The 15,668-nt window shown below is 68.2% G+C and carries 13 protein-coding genes, 1 pseudogene and 2 CRISPR repeat arrays (1 of these 16 running past the window's edge); of the genes and pseudogenes, 2 read left to right on the plus strand and 12 right to left on the minus strand.

Going from position 1 to position 15,668, the window contains the following annotated elements:
• Positions 1–1,410 precede the first annotated feature (1,410 nt).
• Positions 1,411–1,674, plus strand: a complete 264-nt coding sequence (locus AB0J12_RS37440) for a hypothetical protein (RefSeq protein ID WP_363269236.1) — start codon at positions 1,411–1,413, stop codon at positions 1,672–1,674.
• A 28-nt stretch (positions 1,675–1,702) separates the two neighbouring features.
• Here the strand turns inward: AB0J12_RS37440 and AB0J12_RS37445 are convergent, their stop codons facing one another.
• Positions 1,703–2,161, minus strand: coding sequence for a hypothetical protein (locus AB0J12_RS37445; RefSeq protein ID WP_363269237.1), 459 nt, complete (start codon positions 2,159–2,161; stop codon positions 1,703–1,705).
• A gap of 420 nt (positions 2,162–2,581) precedes the next feature.
• Between AB0J12_RS37445 and AB0J12_RS37450 the strand changes: the two genes are divergently transcribed.
• Entirely contained in the window at positions 2,582–2,725 is a 144-nt protein-coding gene (locus AB0J12_RS37450) for a DUF6233 domain-containing protein (RefSeq protein ID WP_363269265.1), read from the plus strand.
• Here the strand turns inward: AB0J12_RS37450 and AB0J12_RS37455 are convergent.
• The 11 genes and pseudogenes from AB0J12_RS37455 to cas3 all read right to left on the minus strand — a co-directional run bounded on the left by AB0J12_RS37455 (position 2,668) and on the right by cas3 (position 13,936).
• On the minus strand, positions 2,668–3,099 hold the full coding sequence (locus AB0J12_RS37455) for a hypothetical protein (protein ID WP_363269268.1): 432 nt from the start codon (positions 3,097–3,099) through the stop codon (positions 2,668–2,670). The genes AB0J12_RS37450 and AB0J12_RS37455 overlap by 58 nt on opposite strands.
• Positions 3,100–3,346: 247 nt before the next feature.
• Positions 3,347–4,117 carry a hypothetical protein gene (locus AB0J12_RS37460; RefSeq protein WP_363269238.1) on the minus strand — a complete coding sequence of 257 codons (771 nt, stop codon included), beginning with the start codon at positions 4,115–4,117 and terminating at the stop codon, positions 3,347–3,349.
• On the minus strand, positions 4,114–4,521 hold the full coding sequence (locus tag AB0J12_RS37465; RefSeq protein WP_363269239.1) for a hypothetical protein: 408 nt from the start codon (positions 4,519–4,521) through the stop codon (positions 4,114–4,116). Before AB0J12_RS37465 ends, AB0J12_RS37460 begins: the two co-directional genes overlap by 4 nt.
• Before the next feature lie 202 nt (positions 4,522–4,723).
• Positions 4,724–5,050 carry a hypothetical protein gene (locus tag AB0J12_RS37470; protein WP_363269241.1) on the minus strand — a complete coding sequence of 109 codons (327 nt, stop codon included), beginning with the start codon at positions 5,048–5,050 and terminating at the stop codon, positions 4,724–4,726.
• Between the two features lie 650 nt (positions 5,051–5,700).
• A pseudogene (locus tag AB0J12_RS37475) lies at positions 5,701–6,069 on the minus strand (CRISPR-associated endonuclease Cas1); the annotation flags it as partial.
• A 4-nt stretch (positions 6,070–6,073) separates the two neighbouring features.
• Complete coding sequence (cas6e, locus tag AB0J12_RS37480) at positions 6,074–6,856, minus strand: type I-E CRISPR-associated protein Cas6/Cse3/CasE (protein WP_363269242.1); 783 nt, start codon at positions 6,854–6,856, stop codon at positions 6,074–6,076.
• Positions 6,856–7,578: a type I-E CRISPR-associated protein Cas5/CasD gene (gene cas5e / locus AB0J12_RS37485; RefSeq protein ID WP_363269243.1), complete on the minus strand. Its 723-nt coding sequence runs from the start codon at positions 7,576–7,578 to the stop codon at positions 6,856–6,858. The genes cas6e and cas5e overlap by 1 nt, the downstream gene beginning before the upstream one ends.
• Positions 7,575–8,765, minus strand: coding sequence for a type I-E CRISPR-associated protein Cas7/Cse4/CasC (gene cas7e / locus AB0J12_RS37490; RefSeq protein ID WP_363269244.1), 1,191 nt, complete (start codon positions 8,763–8,765; stop codon positions 7,575–7,577). The genes cas5e and cas7e overlap by 4 nt, the downstream gene beginning before the upstream one ends.
• Positions 8,762–9,442: a type I-E CRISPR-associated protein Cse2/CasB gene (gene casB / locus AB0J12_RS37495; protein WP_363269245.1), complete on the minus strand. Its 681-nt coding sequence runs from the start codon at positions 9,440–9,442 to the stop codon at positions 8,762–8,764. The genes cas7e and casB overlap by 4 nt, the downstream gene beginning before the upstream one ends.
• Complete coding sequence (gene casA, locus AB0J12_RS37500; RefSeq protein ID WP_363269248.1) at positions 9,439–11,133, minus strand: type I-E CRISPR-associated protein Cse1/CasA; 1,695 nt, start codon at positions 11,131–11,133, stop codon at positions 9,439–9,441. Before casA ends, casB begins: the two co-directional genes overlap by 4 nt.
• Entirely contained in the window at positions 11,126–13,936 is a 2,811-nt protein-coding gene (gene cas3 / locus AB0J12_RS37505) for a CRISPR-associated helicase Cas3' (RefSeq protein ID WP_363269266.1), read from the minus strand. The genes casA and cas3 overlap by 8 nt, the downstream gene beginning before the upstream one ends.
• A gap of 347 nt (positions 13,937–14,283) precedes the next feature.
• Positions 14,284–14,617: direct repeats of the CRISPR family, unit length 29 nt; unit sequence CTGCTCCCCGCGCACGCGGGGATGGTCCC.
• 801 nt (positions 14,618–15,418) lie between these two features.
• A CRISPR array of direct repeats spans positions 15,419–15,668; the repeat unit is 31 nt; it runs 458 nt beyond the window's last position.

A 15,668-nucleotide genomic window follows, 5' to 3' on the forward strand; every position in this document is an offset into this window, starting at 1 on the left:
TCAGTCCGCCCCCTTGTGGATACCGCATGCCCCGGTGATACCGCACGACCGACGAGCCGTCAGCCCCTGCGACACCACGAGTTCAACCTCAGTAGTTCCACGGCTGCTACTCCGGCAACGCTTCAGTGAGCGCGTCGGCGGCCTGCTCGGCCACCCGCTGTGACGACTCCCTGCTTCTGATTGATAGTCAGCGGATCGCCGTGGCGGTTGATCTGGGCCTGTTCCTGCCGGAGCCGAGGCTGTGGGGCGGTGTCCCGCGTCATGTCCCGGAGTGGGTCGTCAGTACGGTGATGGACGCTGAAGTTCGCCTGCTTTTCCCGGGTGGCTGTGAGTGCCGGATTCGTCCCCTTGACCACCCCCGATGACGAAACGTCTGCCCCGTTCAGCGGCGAAGGAAGAGTTCCGTTCTGAGACCGCTGAGCGCAGGGTGTGAAATGCGGTGGATGAGCAAGGCGGTGTGGAAATCGGTTCGGTTGCGTGAAAAGGACCGCTGCGGACACGTGATCGCGCTGCAGATCAGCGGCTCGCTGTCCGCATGCAGTCCGCGCCGCGCAGGGTGGTCACAAAACGAGCACAGGTGTGTCATCACAACACCAAGAAGCCTGCCCCTAGGAACACAGGCCCTCGCGCGAGGCCCGCTCCATCGACTGGGCGATTCTGCTGCTCCCAGGCAACGTGACCTACACGGCCCTCATCTCCACAACCGTCATGGTTCTAGCCGCTGCCGGCTACGTGCTGTACGGCCCGTCGGCACCGGCGGCACGCGTCCACCTGGTGAATCAGTCGGCTCATGGCCGCCACTGCCGGGCTTCGCTGGCGGCGGCCGGTCGGCTGTCGCCGACGCCGCCGGATATGTGCAGATGGTTGAGCGTGCCCCTGCTGCGGCTGTACGGCCGTTCGGCGCTCTCCTATCCGAACCGCGGGCCTCAAGAGGAGGCTCAGTCACAGACAACAACATGATGATCCGAAGCTGCGGCGGGGTTACCGCCACCGTGGCCGTCAGAACTGGCCGGCGGAGTCGGATACACGGCGGGCCCCAGGGAGTCAGCTATACCCCCGGGGCCCGACCGGTGGATCGAAGGGCAAGGTCATGCAAGGTATGAGGCCCTGGACAGGCGACGGGTGGGTGCCGAGTCAGGACCGCTTGGGAGGAACAGTGGAGCCGGGCTCTGACGTTGCCGGGTTGATGGCACCGGGGTGGCTCAGGCGGCGGCTGAGGATGCGCCCAAGAGTGTGCAGCGCAGTCTAGATGGACAGGTGATCGGCGCCGTCCAGGTAGGTGTCCAGCAGCGCCTTGTCGGCCCGCAGCACGGTGCCGTAGCGGCGCAGAGCGGGCCCACGCCTCTTCGTGGTGCGGCTGCCGCGCGAGAGGCCGACACTCGGGGTAGCTCTACAGAGAGGAGGTCCGCGATGGGACTTCGGACTGTCGTGTCGATTGCGGCGTGGAACGATGCCCTCGAGGAAGCTCGGCAAGCTCTGTGGAGCTTGGTTACGGGTCCCTTTGGGCTTGTCGAGGTCTCGCGTTCGTCCGCCCCGGATGCGACGACCACGGTGGTGGCCTCGCTGCCGGGTGATGTGCGCGGGGAGGTCGAGGAGCGGCTGTCGGGGTTGACGGCCTTGCCGTACGTCGTGGAGCTGACGGACGACGCGGGGCTGGTAGATGACGACGTCTGATGTCCTGCGGCTCCGCGGGCGATGCGGCTCACGGGAGGAAGGGTCGGTCTGATGGCTCGGTACCCGTAAACCCGCTCACTCTCTTGCTCCGAACCTTGCGACCATCCGTGAGGAACGCCGTGAACGAGAGCCACTTGGGCCTCGGGTAACTGTCTTCGTGACCCTCTCCCGAAAGCAAGTCGCTAGTCAGCACCACGTCGTAATAGAACCCGTTCAAGGCATCGATAGGACGCGGGGGGTTGATCCCCTTGCTGTCGATCCACCGGTTGTCCGGATGCAGCAGCGTCCCATAGGCGGCCAATACCGAGACCCGTTCGATTCCGATGGCCGTAGTCCCCCTGTTTCTCAACCGGAGAGAGAACTCATAGTTGGCGAAACCTTGTGGTGTGCTGCTTCCTGACAAGCAGCCGTACTCCACCTCGACCACAACCTGTGGCCTTACTCGTCTGTACGTGCTTACCGAGAAGGCAACGTTGACGGCGGTCACGGCTCCAACGGCAATGGCTGTCCAGCGGGCTACCCAGTCAGGCTCACTCACGGGACGTCTCTGCCCCCTCCTGTGGCCCCCGCGTCTGTCTAATGGATGGCTTCACCCTACGGAGTGCCAAGCAACAGCTCGGCCACCCAGTGACCGGCCGAATGCTGGCCGACCATTTCGGTCTATCCGAACGGGCCGGCCGCCAGCATCTCGCGATGACCGCAAGACCGTTGCCCCGTACCCACTGCCTTTCTGGTGGCCGGTACGGGGCTTTACCTAAAGCAGGCCACTGCAGCTCTCGCGCAGATCGACGGGTGGATCGCCGTGGAGGAGCGGCGGGAGGCGGAGCGGCGGCAGGGTGAGGAGGCGCGGCCGGCGCCTCCGGAGTGGCTGGTCCAGTACGGGCTGAACAGGAACAACGTCGACAGCGTGCACGTCGGGGACTGCTGGGCCGCGAAGAAGTCCGGGCGGTGTCGGCCGGTGACGCGGAAGCAGGCTGTGCAGGCGCTGCTGCATCAGGTTCCGCCGTGTGTCCACTGCCGCCCGGATACGGAGCTGGGCGTGCTGGAGTAGTCGGCCGCGCGCGGGGGCGGGCCCGAGCGCAGCCTGGTGGTGTGGAGTTCCCTGTCGCTGTCGTGCTCGCTGAGCTGGTGCCGCAACTGCCGACCGGGCCGGGGTGGCGGTACGAGGTCAAGATGGACGGCCACCGGACGATCATGTGGCATCAGGCCCTCGGGCAGATCCGCGGCCGCGTGCACCAGCTCGGGAAACCGAGCGTGGATCAGACTGCCCCGGCGGGACCGAAGCCGCACCGGGCCGGTAAACAGCAGGGCCTGGTAGCCGTCGAACTTAGGCTGAAAGACCAGACGGCCGGGCAGCGCGCCGGGCGCAGGCACCGTGTCACGGGCCTGCGCCAGCATCGGCTCCACCGGCGGACGCAGCACCATACGTCCGGTCTACGGCCCGACCACCGCCCCCGCGACCGGGCCCGGCCACTCGACCATCATCGTTCGAATTCAATCGAACAGCTCCTTCCAAATTGGGAAGGTGAGCTACAACCGCCATGTTTCAACGGTTGTGAGCCTTCATCCAGCGAAGGAGGGATCGGTAGACAGTCGGATCCTCGGAGTCGGCGAACGCTTCGGCGAGAGCCCGTTTGATAGCCCAGGAGGGCGCGGGTGTACCCCGTCCGCGCTAGAGGAGCGGGTGGGGAATGGACTTGGTCATGGTGATGTGGCTGATCGTGTCGAGGCCGCGATCTTCGTAGCGGAAAGTCATGTTCCAACGGTGGTGCTGAAGTCGTTCGCGTTCGCGGCGCAGGGCCTCGTCGAGGGTGGTCATGCCGGGGTCGAGGATCCAGGTGCCGTCCTTGTACGGCGTGAAGCCGATACGTGACCATGCGCGCCCCAGGCTCGTGCGGGCTTGTTCGTAGTCGGTGTTGTCATCGCGTTCCAGCGGGCCGGGAAAGAGCGCGATGACGCCGGCCCCGTGACTGAGGTAGTCCAGGGTCATCCCCGTCAGGTATACGCCGAGGCCCTGCCCGCGCAGGCGCCGGTCGATGGTGACCGTGTCCACGATGATCGTCTTGCCGAGCAAGGCGAGGAGCTCGTGGAGGTCGTCGCGCAGGTCACCCGTCTTCTCGTCATAGAGGGTCCTTGCGATCCGGTAGAGGTCTGCGCTGAGGGCGTCGAAGCTGTGCACGATGTTGGCGACCCGGTATTCATCGGCCACGCAGATCCGGGCTGACCCGAAGCTGGTGCCTGGCCCGCAGTCCTCTTTGACGTGCATCCCGACGTCCCAGTACTGCACGCCGTCTTCGCCCAAGGGGTCGATCCAGTGTTCGCTCCTGTAGGTGAGGACCATGTCGTCGATGCCGAGACATTCGACGATGGGGGGATGCTGCCTTGAGGCCCGTGCCTGGGCTTGCGCGGGTACGGCGGGCGGGGTGCTGCTGAGGTCGGTCACCGTTCGTCGCTCTCGGGGCGGGCATGTGGGATCAGCGGCTTGGTGCTGTCGTGCTGGGTGACGTGCAGGCCCTGCGGGCGGGCGGGCAGGGCCTGCGGAGTGGTGAGGATGAGCTGGGCATCGGAGCCGGCGATCTCCGCGCAAACGGTAAGGACGGCGTTGGCCAGGCGTTCGCCCTCCGGGCCGCCGCCCAGTCCGTCGAGCGGCGCGTCGAGCCACTGGCAGCGGGGCAGCAGGACAAGCGGCATGCTGCGGGCAGCTTCAAGGGCCATGAGGTGGTAGGCGGTGTGGGCGATACTCACCAGTCCGGCCGAGCGGGCCAGTTGCTTCATGGTCCGATAGTTGATCTTGGGGGCCAAGGTCTTGGGATCGATCACGGCACTGCGGATCTTGTCGGGAGCCATGGGGATGGCAATGTCCGCGAAAAGCTGCGACAGCTGCTTTGCGGTCTGCTGCCGGTGCTCCTGGGCGTCTCCTTCGGCGGCGGCCCACGCCTTCTCCGCATCGTCAGCCCTCTGGGAGGAGACCGCCGCCGTCTTCTCCAGTTCGGCGATCTGAACGAGTTCCTGACGCCGTGACTTGACCGCTTCCAGCCTCGCCCGCGCCTCACTCTCGGCCGCACGGGCGCGGGCGCGTGCGGCCGGCCGCCGGGGCGGGGCCGGCCTTCACGGGCGCGGGCGCCAGGACTCCAACGCTGCGGACGTTCGCACCCTGCACCCGCTCGTTGGTCGCCGTGATCAGCTTCGGCGCGCTCCAGCGCAGTTGGGTGCCGTAGGCGGGGGCGACGTCCAGACGGCCGGTGTCCGCGTCGAACGCCACGGCCTGGACGTGACCGGCGAGCTCCGGCGCGGCTGCGGCGAGGATGTCGTCGAACTGCGCGAGGACGCTTCCGCCGGCGGCCGGGGCGACCATGCCGCGCTCGGTCATCATCATGCTGATCGCGCTGCCGAGCCCGAGCGGCTCGCGGCCGTCGCGGCGTACGACCGCGCCGGTGCGCCGCTCGGGTCGCTTCAGTCGCTGTGCCGGAACCTTCCCCGCGGGTGCGGGGAGCAGTGAGACCGACCTTTTCTCACGAGCAGCACCCGTGTGCCGACCGGACCGTGCGAACGCTGCGCCCTCTTGGGAGCCACCATGCAACAGCTTGCTACACGAGCAGCACGAGGGCAGCGAGCGGCGGCCACACCTCGATGGAGGCCGTGACCACCACGGTCTTCACGCTGTCACCGAGTACACGAGCCGGACGCCTTCGACGTCGTCGAGGTACTGGCGCAGCCGCCGACCGCTGCTGTCGCCGGGGATCGGCTCACGGCGTGCAGTCCTCCACCGAGGGCAGGCCGTTGGTGGCGATGTCCTCCAGCACGGCGGCGAACCGGTCGGCGTCCGCGCGGATCTTGGCCGCGCCGGGGAGCTTCGCTGGGTCGATGCGGGAGGGACCATCCCCGCGGGTGCGGGGAGCACAGTCTCGTCCACGCGGCCGTGTCGATGACCGCGGGACCATCCCCGCAGGTGCGGGGAGCATTCCCGGCGCAGGATGCCGTCCTGGGTGCGGTCGGGACCATCCCCGCGGGTACGGGGAGCACATTTCGCGACCTGGCGAGGCGACTGCGGGCGTTGGTCCACCGTGCGGCTTGTGCTTCGGCCAGCGCCGAGGAGCGGGTCAGGGCGCGACCGCCGGCGTAGTAGCGCACTCCCTGTTCTCGCACCCAGCAGACCGCGGCGCCGGTTTCGCCAAGGACGCTGATCGCCTGATGGGTGATGCGGGTGCCGGGGCCGAGGAGGAGGGTGCCGATGGTCGCCGACGGGATGTGGGTGGTGCCGTCGGCGTCCTCGGCGGTGATGGCGTTGGCGTCCCGGTGCACAGTGCAGCGCTCGAGGTAGACGAAGGACAGCCGTTCGCCGGTGCGGGTGAGCTGGCGAGGGGTGAGCGCGGCGCGTCGGGAGACTGTTGTCACCGGCTCATCCTGCTGTGCCGAGTGGCGCCAGGGTGAGCAGACCGCAGCCGTATGCCTTGGCTTTGCCGACGCCTTGGGTCAGGGCGCGCCGCAGGAGCTGCGGGTCGGTGACCTCGAGGCGGCCGTCGAAGGTGACGGTGACCAGGCTGACAGGTGCACGGCTTCCGCCCTTGGCGCCCGTGCTGCGGGACTTGTCGAAGGCCAAGGCGCGTTTGTCATGGACGGTCAGTTCGTAGCGGTCGCCGTGGTGGGGCTGATTGGTGTGGGTGGTGCCGCTGCGGAGCAACCGCTTGGCGTCTGCTTTTTCCAGGACACGGAAGCCGCAGGATTCCTGACGCTTGAGGAACCAGCCCATCTGGTGCACCGGGGTGACGTGCGCGGTGCGCTTGGTCGGCTCGTCGTCCTTGCGGCGGATCTGGTGCACGGGATTGGCGGTGAGCCGGAACGCCCACCGGTCGCCCGAAGCAAGCCGGTCGAGGAGCGGACCGTAGGGCCGGCTCTGCCAGCCCGGCTCGGCCGGATTGGCAGCGGCTGCGGCAGGCCAGCCCGCTTGTTCCACGAGGTGGCTGAGATCGGGCCGTTCCGGGCTGACGATGTACAGCATCACTTCGGCACGGGCGATATTGTCCAGCCGCCACAGCACCCGCGGGCCATCTGAGGGGGGTGTGTCCGTGGGCAGCAAGGTCGGAAAGGACGACATGACGGCCGCGTGCATGGCCTGCGGGGAGGACAGCAGGCGGCGGGCACCGGACCGCGCAGTGTTCACGCGGAAGCGAGTGAGGAACATCAAGCGCTCTCTTCGTCCAGGGCGTCGAACGGGTCGTGCCGCGGCAGCTGCCGGGCCGACGGGTTGGGGATGCGCACGCTGTACGTGACGTGGGTGCGCAGGGCATGGCGCCGGTGCTCGGCGGCGAAGCTGAGTGGCTGGTCGCGCAGGGTGTCCGCGGTGTTCTGCTCTTCCACGTCCGCCTCCCGCAGCACGCTCAGCTCGACATCGCTCCGACCGCGGTACTGCTTGCGGTACCAGGGCGAGGCCTGCCACGGTTCCTCGCCCAGGGCATCCTGCAGCCCACCGTGAGCGCGGAGGTTGAGCTCAACCGGGAGAGAGGGCGGGCAGGAACGGCGGCCGAGGAACGGCGCGTAGACCGGGGCGCGCAGCGCTGCATGCAGTTCGGCGAGCAGTCGGTGGTCGCCTTCGAGGGCGGCGACGAACACGGCGTCGGCGAGGTAGAAGCGTTCGGACAGCGGCATGGATTTACCGGTGACACCGTGGTGGGCGGTCTGGAAGTCCCGTACCCGGGTGCCGGGCTGGTCGATACGGACACCGAAGCGCAGGCCGGCCAGTGGCTTCACCTTCTCGTCGTCACCGCGTTCGATGCCGGCCGCGGCAGCGAGCATGCCGATCACGCCGCTCTTGGTCGGGGCGGACTCGGTGGTGCGGCGGGTGAAGCGGGCCGAGGCCCCCCAGGACTGCAGGGGGCCCGCGAGCCGGAGGGTGAGCACGCTCATGCGGGCTTCTCCAGGCGTTCGGCGACGGCCTGGCCGACAGCGGTGACCAGGTGGCCGATGGTCTGCGACTCGGTGCCGATACCGGCGAGCTTCTGAGTGTTCGGACCGACGCGCAGCACCCAGGTGAGCGTGGAATCTTCGTCGCCGTAGGCGCGTTCGATGTCGGGGATGTACTCGGCCAGGCGCTCTGAGGCCTCACGTACGTAGCCGCCGCTCTCGCCGCGTACCGGGTCCTCGAAGGCGGCGACGAAGCTGACGGGCCGGGTGGTGCGCAGCTTGACGATCACGGCGTCGGGCAGCGTGTGGTGTCCGAAGGTGTTGATCTTTCCGGTGGGAAGCGAGGCTACGAAACCGTGGACGAAGGCCTCCACGGCCCGGCGGACCGGCTCCGTGCGCGACTCGTCATCGCGCAGCCCTTCGCCGAGGTTGGCGGCGAGCTGGTGGATGCCGAGCGCGGCGTAGCGGTAGAGGGTGGCGGAGTTGAAATCGACGGTGCCGATCATGCCGGCGCCGGTCTCTGCGTCGCTGTTCTCGTCGTCGACCGCGGTGTAGTAGTCGGACTCGTTGTCCACACGGTGGACGCTGAGGGCGTGAGCAACTTGGACGGCGGCATCGACGTTGATGTCGGCGTCGTCGGCGACCATGCGGCCGAACAGGGCGATGTCGACGGAGTGGCGAGTATCGGCGGTCTGCTTCGCCCGGGCCTTGTTCTCCTTGTCCTTGAAGAACGCGGCGATGTCGGCAGCGCCCTCGATGGCGAGGCGGGCCAGGCCGTCGAGCTGGCGGGTGCTGAGGAACACCAGGTACTTGGACTCGGGTGCCGGCTCCGGCTCTCCCTCCTTGACGGCAGCCGCCTTGCGCTGGGGCACTTCCGTCTTCAAGCCGGTGGCCTTAACGGTCTCGTTCGCAAGCTGCAGGGCATTCTCGGCGAGGGAAGAGTCGAACTCGGTGATCCGGGCGGCGATCACCTCCACGATCTTCTTGGTCCGCACGCCCAGCTCGCTGGGCTCGAGCAGGTGCTCATCCTTGAAGTAGGTGCGCGTGGCCCGCTTCCATGCCTGGCTGGAGACGCGGGCGCGCGGCACTCCCCCGTACACCGCGCTCTTCGGTGCGCCGGTGTCGTCGCGGTTCAAGTTGCTGGGCGGGACGGTCTGCAGGGCGTGCACGTCGAGGAAGATGCGGTTCACGAGGCGTCCTTGTCGGTGTCCGTGGTGCTGTTGCTGTCAGAGCCGGCGGTGTCGGTGTCGGCAGGCTTGCCGTGCCAGGCGTGGAAGGAGCGGCCCCATTCCCTGCGGACGGTGTCCGCGCCGCCGGGCCACTGCCAGGTGTAGAGCTGTCCGGCGAGCAGGGCGTGATCGAGCGGGATGTCCTCGCGGCGCAGCAGGACGACGATGTCGCGCAGCCGCTGGGCGAGGACCGGCAGATCAGGCGCGGTACCGGCGCGGACCAGGCGCTTGTGCACGGGTTCGTCGATCTCACCCGGCTTCATCATCCGGCGCACTGCGGTACCCAGGCCTCGGCGACGGTCCGGCCTGTCGGACTGGTACATGCCCGTGCGGCGGGACTGCTGGTGCAGGGCGTAGAGGGTGAGGGCGGTGTGCAGGGCGTCCTCGGCCCGGGTCATTTCCCTCTCGGTCAAAGGCCTCGCGCCGTGCGGCGTGTCGTGCAGGGGGCCGGTGTCGATCAGAGGCCACAGGTCCGGCAGCTGCCCGGCGGGACGGCCGGCGCCGCGCCGCAGCCGGGCGAGAGCCGCGACCGCGTGGGACTGATCCGTGAGGTAGCCGCGCTGCAGGGCGGTGATGTGGGCAGCGGCGAGACGGGTGACCCGTTCGCGCGGGGTGACAGGTGCGGTGACAGTGGTCATGCGGGTGCCTTCACGGTGGTCTCGGGCGCCGGGCCTGCGTCAGCATCCGGCGTCGTGTTGAAGGAGTCGGGACGCCCCAGTCCCTTGTGCAGGGCAGCGCGGAACCACTTGCCGGCGAGCGCCGAGTTGAGCCACTCCGTGCCGTGCTTCACCGGGACAATGCGCCCCTGCCACGCTGCGTCCCCGGCCGCGGCCATCAGCCGGTCACCGAGCTCGCTGACCATGGCGTACACCTGCTGCTGCCATTCGCCGCGCCGTGCATACGGGTCGTCGGTCTCGGCGAGACGGGCCAGCCAGGTGCGGTACGGGGCCTCGAGGAGACCGTAGGCGAGATCGCGTGCACTCGAGCGGGGCCCATCGCTTTCCGTGCCGGCTGCGCGGGCCAGGTTGGTGGCGAGGTCACCGAGTGCGTTGACCGCAAGGTCGGCATCGCCGACGGCTGCGACGGCCTGCTCTGCGTAGCGCCGATCATGCTGGTGCAGCAGGACAACGGCCATGGCCACGTGGTCGTCGACGACCTCGTCGATCACGGACTGCTGCGTGCCGTAGCGTGCACCGATGATCCGCGCCCGAACGAGGAAGCCGGCCTCCAGCTCCCCCTCGGTGACCAGGCGGGCCACCCACTCCAAGATGCCCGGCCGCAGGTAGTCGGCCGGCTCCGGCCCCAAAGAGGCCTGCTCCTCGCTGATGACAAGCGCGCCGATCCCCCGCCAGGCCGAACGCTCCGGCGCGTGCTCACGCGGCAGGTAGACCGGCGTCTGCTTCAGCTTCTTCTCCTGCGTCCGGCTGCGCCGCCAGGCGGTCATCGGCTCCCGGCGCTGCCGGTTACGAGGGGACAGCGGGTCGCCGTAGCCCAGGACGACGCCGTGCACGCCGCCGGCGTCGAAGTGCAGCCGCAGGCGCCGCGTCTGCCAGGTGTACAAGTCGCGCACACCACTCGGGGCGCGCTCCGCGCCGCCCGGGCCGCTGGGCTGGCGGCGCCACGCCGGCGCATCCTCTGCATCGATCTCAACACCGGAGGCGTCGGCGGCCACCAGATTCAGCAGCAGCGTCTCGCGTAGCGTGGCGCCCTCGACGAAGACGCCACCGAGGTTCCCGGCCCAGCCGACACCCAGCGGATAGACCTTGCCGCCCTTGACGCGCGCGTCACCGTGCACGCCAGTCTTGATGCCGGACGTGTCGTAGGCGTGCGCGTGCACGACCCAGCGGGCCGCCTCGGCGAAGGTGAGCCGCTCGACGGTGGGCATGCGCGCGGTAAAGAACGGTTCCCCGTTGGGAACGTCGGCCACGATCCGGTTGAGGGAGAACACCTCGTCCTTCGCGGTCCGCAAATGAGGCGTCTGGAAGAATGGTGCAGCACCATCCAGCAGATCGAACCGCCCGCGGTGCTCCTCGAGATACGCCTCGATGGGCCCGAAGCAGCTCTCCTCGGCCCACAAATCCGCCCACTCATCGATGTCCTGCGGCCCGTCGAGCGCATCATGCGCGATCGCGAGGAGCAGCCGATGAAGAGCGAACTCCTGGGTGGGCAGATCACCGATGATGCGCCGCAGGTCACCCGCCTGCGCGAACACCTCCCGCAGCGATAACTCGCCCTGACTGCCGTCCCGTCTGAGCACGGGAATCCACGACTGAGTGGTGAGGTCGAACGACACCACACCGGCGCCGTCGTTCGGGTCGACTTCAGGCACGGGTCACCTCCAGGCCGTCATGAGGGCTGTACTGGAGCTGGAAGCCTGCCAGATGGGTCTGACAATGCTCGTCGAGCGGCAGAATCAGCTGGCCAGCCAGCCAGTGACTGTCTTTCACCTGCCATGCAGGGATGTAGAGCTCCTCGAGCTCGTCGACCGCCCGGTCCATGACGTCGGCGTAGCTGAACTGGATTGGCAACCGCAGTCCGCAGCTCGCCGCGGTACGGGCCGCAAAAGCGGTCGGCACCTGGTCTGTGGGCAGTGACAGCCCTGCACGGGGGCGGCCTTCACGATCTGGCTCCAGCCACGGCACCGTGACCAGGGTGCCGTCGGCGCGTCGCTGTACGACCACGACCTCCAGGTTTTCGCGGCTGTCGCGGACCTGGGCCCGGCCCTGGCGGGTGTCGTCCGCGTCGCCGACACCTGCTGCGACCCAGCCGAACAGCGGCCGGCCGGGACGGCCGGCGGCATCCAGCCGGAACGTCGCGGCCCGCTCGGTTTGGTCCGCGCGATGCTCGTCGTGGCGCGCGCGGGCAGCTTCGAGCGCCTCCTGCCAGTCGGACGGGCCATCGAAATCATCCGCGTAGGCCCGCTGCACCAGGGGACTGATGTCCGCGGGCAGCCGTACAGGACGTTCCCGGCCACCGTCAAGGTGCGGCTGCAGGACGGCAGCGGAACGCAGCAGCGCATACGCCCCGTACACGGCGAGCGAGCCGCGCACCGGCGCGGGAACGGCGGCGCTGTAGTCGACACCGGTGACCAGGCAGCGTGCCTGACGCAGCCGCTCAGGCCGGTCGGTTTGCTCCTCGCCGCCGCGCAGGTGCCGGTGCAGGCGTCCCATGCGCTGGAGCAGGAGGTCAATCGGGGCGAGGTCGGTGACCAGCAGGTCGAAGTCGACATCCAGGGATTGCTCGGCGACCTGGCTGGCGACAACGATGTGCGCCGACGACGGCCGATCGCTCTTACCCGGCGGCCCAAAACGTTTCAGAAGACCGGCGTCCTTGTCGGCACGGTCAAGATCGATGAAACACGAGTGGGCGACGGTGACGTTCGCACCCCCGAACCTCTCGCGCAGCGCAGCCGCTGTTTCAAGGACACGGCGCACCGTATTGCGGACGACCAGGACGCAACCGCCCCCGGCCAGGTCTCTCTCCAGCCGGTCGGCGAGGACCTCCACGTCGTCCTCTAGCCGCTCCAGTTCGACGTCAGTGCCGCGGGACGAGGCCGCCGGGCACCGCATGACCGGCGCGCCACCGGGCGTGACCGCTGTCAAAAGCGGATAGTCACCGGCCTGGGCGACAGCGTCAAACGAAGCCGCAACCTCACCGATGGTCTTACCCGCATACGCCTCAGCCAGCTCTCGTCGCCGGTCGGCCGGCAGCGTCGCGGACAACACCACCACCGGCACCCGATACGCGCCCAGCCAGGACAGCACCCGGTCGAGGTAGACGCTCATGTACGTGTCGTAAGCGTGCGCCTCGTCGATGACGACGACCTTCCCGGCGATCGCCAGGTGACGCAGCGCCAGGTGTCGGCTCTTGAGCCCGGCGAACAGCAACTGATCGACCGTGCCGGCAACAAACGAGGACAGCATGGCCTTCTTCCTCCCCCGCAGCCACGCGTGGGCGACGAGTTCGGCAGCAGCGAAACGGTCACGGCTCGACGGCCGCCACTCCTGCTCCCCCGGCCCGTCCACATCGACTGCGGTAATGCGCCGGCCCCGGCCCATCAAATCGGCGAAGTCCTCGTTGAGGGCCGCCTTGGAGTGGGCCAGCAGAACCGAGTAACGAGTCCCCTCCGGAGCAGGCAGACGATCGAGCCAGCCCAGCAGACGGGGGAACATCGCATTACCGGTGGCCATCGTCGGCAACGCGAAGAACACACCGCCCGCCCCGAACCGCGCGGCAAGAACCTCCACAGCGGCGAGCGCGGCCTCCGTCTTCCCCTCCCCCATCGGCGCCTCGATCACCATCAGCCCTGGCTCGTCCATCCCGCGTGCCAGTTCCACAGCCGCCTCCTGCACCGGCCGGACCTTCGCCCCCGGCGGAAGGTCGAACCGGGATGCGAACAACTCCTGAACATCCCCGACCGGCTCCTCGGCACGCCACGGGCCCGGCAGGTCCAGCCCACGCCAGGCGGCCGCGATGCGCTCGTGGCCCATTCGGGACACATCCTCAGGAAAGTAGGGAAAGAGGTCAGGATTGCTGGCAATCCAGTCGGACACGATGACCAGCGCAGACAGCAGTACCTGCACCGGCTGCGGCAGTTTCACCACCCGCCAGGCCAACAAGCCCTCCCGCACGCCGAACTCGTCCGCGCACGCGTCGAGAAGCTCCTCCTGCACCCGCTTCCACAGCGTCCAACTCTGCCCACGAGTACGCAGCAGATCCGGGTGACGGCCAAGTGCCTGGATCTGGCCGTGCTCGGGTGGCATCCCGTGATGCCCGCCCACCGCCACCGTGAACTGCCCCGTCTGCTTGACCGTCCAGCCGTGCCGTTCTTCCAGCCACTCCCCCAGCAGCACCTGCCCCGCCAGCCCATGAGGCCCAAGCCGCCGGTCCGCGCCCATCGCCTGCCGCGAACGCATCTCCAGCCCATGACCACGCATGACCTGCGCCAACTGCTCCACCTGACAGGCGAATGCAGGCGTCGCCTTCCCTACGTCGTGCACACCAGCCAGCCACACCGCCAGCCGGCGCGCATCACCCTCCCCACCGGGCAGGGCACCAGCGATCAGCCTCCGCACCGACAACGGCAGCCACTCATCCCACAGTCGCCCGGCTACTGCGGCACTGTCCTCCATATGCCGCCACAGCGGCAGCCATCGGTCGGACTCGCGCTCGTGCTTGGCCCACACACTCAACGCTGGTCTACCCAGCCGGGCATGAAGCCCCAACGGGGCGCCCCCCTCGCCTGTCATGCCAGATACATACAGGGTGTAAGCGCAGCGTGACACCGATATGAAGAAACGGGCAGGATCTACAGCTGGCGCAAGCTAGACAGCGGACGTCACGCGGGCAGCCCTAAGTTGGGTCTCCGGCTGGCCGCGGCACAGCAGGAACTGCAGCGTAGATAATGCGAATTTTGTCGGACTCTCGAGAAGTCATGGAAAACACGGCACTGGCCCTGCAAACCCGCAGGTCACGTAGTCTGCTCCCCGCGCACGCGGGGATGGTCCCACGCCGTCGGGCTTGGCGTTCGCGGTGGTGGCCTGCTCCCCGCGCACGCGGGGATGGTCCCCACGAGATCTTCCGCATGGGGACGCCGTCCCACTGCTCCCCACGCACGCGGGGATGGTCCCGATGGTGACGTGTGCGAGTTCGACGTGCGTAGCTGCTCCCCGCGCACGCGGGGATGGTCCCGGTTCGTTCGGCCGCGCCACCCGGCACGGCCACTGCTCCCCGCGCACGAGGGGATGGTCCCCCTGCCACATGTGGCAGGAAACCGAGAGGCCCCTTCTCCCCGCGCACGCGGGGATGGCCCCATGGCAGAGGTAGTCGCGTCGCAGCGAGTCGATCAGTATGTGTGCTTAGACCGGCTTGGGTGGTCTCCGAAGCAGACGCTCCGGCCATTAGGCGCCGATCTCGTTCACTGCAACACGCAAGGCGTAAGAGTCCATCATCATCGCTGCATGATGGTTGCTGGTCGAGAAGACGATTTCGCAGAGCGATCGCAGAACCGCGATAGTCCTCCGGCGGTCAGTGCCTGCGCTGGGCATTGCCGGGTTGCTGGGAGAGGTTTGTTACCGCCTTCGAACGCTAGGCTCGTCTCGGTGAAGCAGACACCGCTCCTGGTGGTCCTTCCGGTCCTTGCCTCGGCGTTGTACATGCAAGGTGCCTCCACGTTGACGATCACGGAGCTGTTAGGCGCAAGTACTTCCATGGGAGTGTCTGCGCTCCTGATCTTGTCGGGAAGAACCCGAGGCCTGCGCCTGACTTTCGCCCCGAAAGGGGAAGATGTCGGTTAGCTTCAACTTGAGCGTTTCAACCGAGTCGGTCAGGGACTTGTGCTCCCCGTTTGGCGGGGATGGCCCAACGCAGGGCGTCAGCTGTACCTGCTCCCCGCGCACGCGGGGATGACCCCTCCCCCAAGAGCCTGACGGCCGCGACCGTGCCGCTCCCCGCGCATGCGGGGATGGTCCCCCGAAGGGGAACGTGGCGCTGGGCAAGAAGCTGTGCTCCCCGCACCCGCAGGGATGGTGGCCAATCACATCAGGACCCGGCTTGTGGTCGGCGGTCTCCGCCGACTGTCCCGGCGAGACAGGGTCGGCGATCAGCTAGGCGATCTGCTCCCCGCACCCGCGGGGACAGTGCCGTGCGCCACGTCTCGCCGATCATGTACCTCAACTGCTCCCCGCGTACGCGGGGACAGGCCCCCGGCCGGCCTGGCCACCGCGGCGCAGGTACTCCCGGCTCTCTGCTCCCAACACACGCGGGGATGGTCCCACTGGCAACGCGACCAGCTCGCCGTCTGGCTCCTGCTCCCCGCACACGCGGGATGGTCCCGCGGCCATGGCCACCATCTTCGGTGCGGAC

This window comes from Streptomyces sp. NPDC049915, assembly GCF_040656475.1.
GTDB lineage: Bacteria > Actinomycetota > Actinomycetes > Streptomycetales > Streptomycetaceae > Streptomyces.

Bases quoted from the DNA above. Each gene is read 5' to 3' on its own strand.
- AB0J12_RS37470 (WP_363269241.1), bottom strand. From the start codon at position 5,050: ATGATGATGACCGAGCGCGGCATGGTCGCCCCGGCCGCCGGCGGAAGC.
- cas3 (WP_363269266.1), bottom strand. From the start codon at position 13,936: ATGGAGGACAGTGCCGCAGTAGCCGGGCGACTGTGGGATGAGTGGCTG.
- AB0J12_RS37455 (WP_363269268.1), bottom strand. From the start codon at position 3,099: ATGGTGCTGCGTCCGCCGGTGGAGCCGATGCTGGCGCAGGCCCGTGAC.
- AB0J12_RS37440 (WP_363269236.1), top strand. From the start codon at position 1,411: ATGGGACTTCGGACTGTCGTGTCGATTGCGGCGTGGAACGATGCCCTC.
- AB0J12_RS37465 (WP_363269239.1), bottom strand. From the start codon at position 4,521: ATGGCTCCCGACAAGATCCGCAGTGCCGTGATCGATCCCAAGACCTTG.
- cas6e (WP_363269242.1), bottom strand. From the start codon at position 6,856: ATGTTCCTCACTCGCTTCCGCGTGAACACTGCGCGGTCCGGTGCCCGC.
- casB (WP_363269245.1), bottom strand. From the start codon at position 9,442: ATGACCACTGTCACCGCACCTGTCACCCCGCGCGAACGGGTCACCCGT.
- cas5e (WP_363269243.1), bottom strand. From the start codon at position 7,578: ATGAGCGTGCTCACCCTCCGGCTCGCGGGCCCCCTGCAGTCCTGGGGG.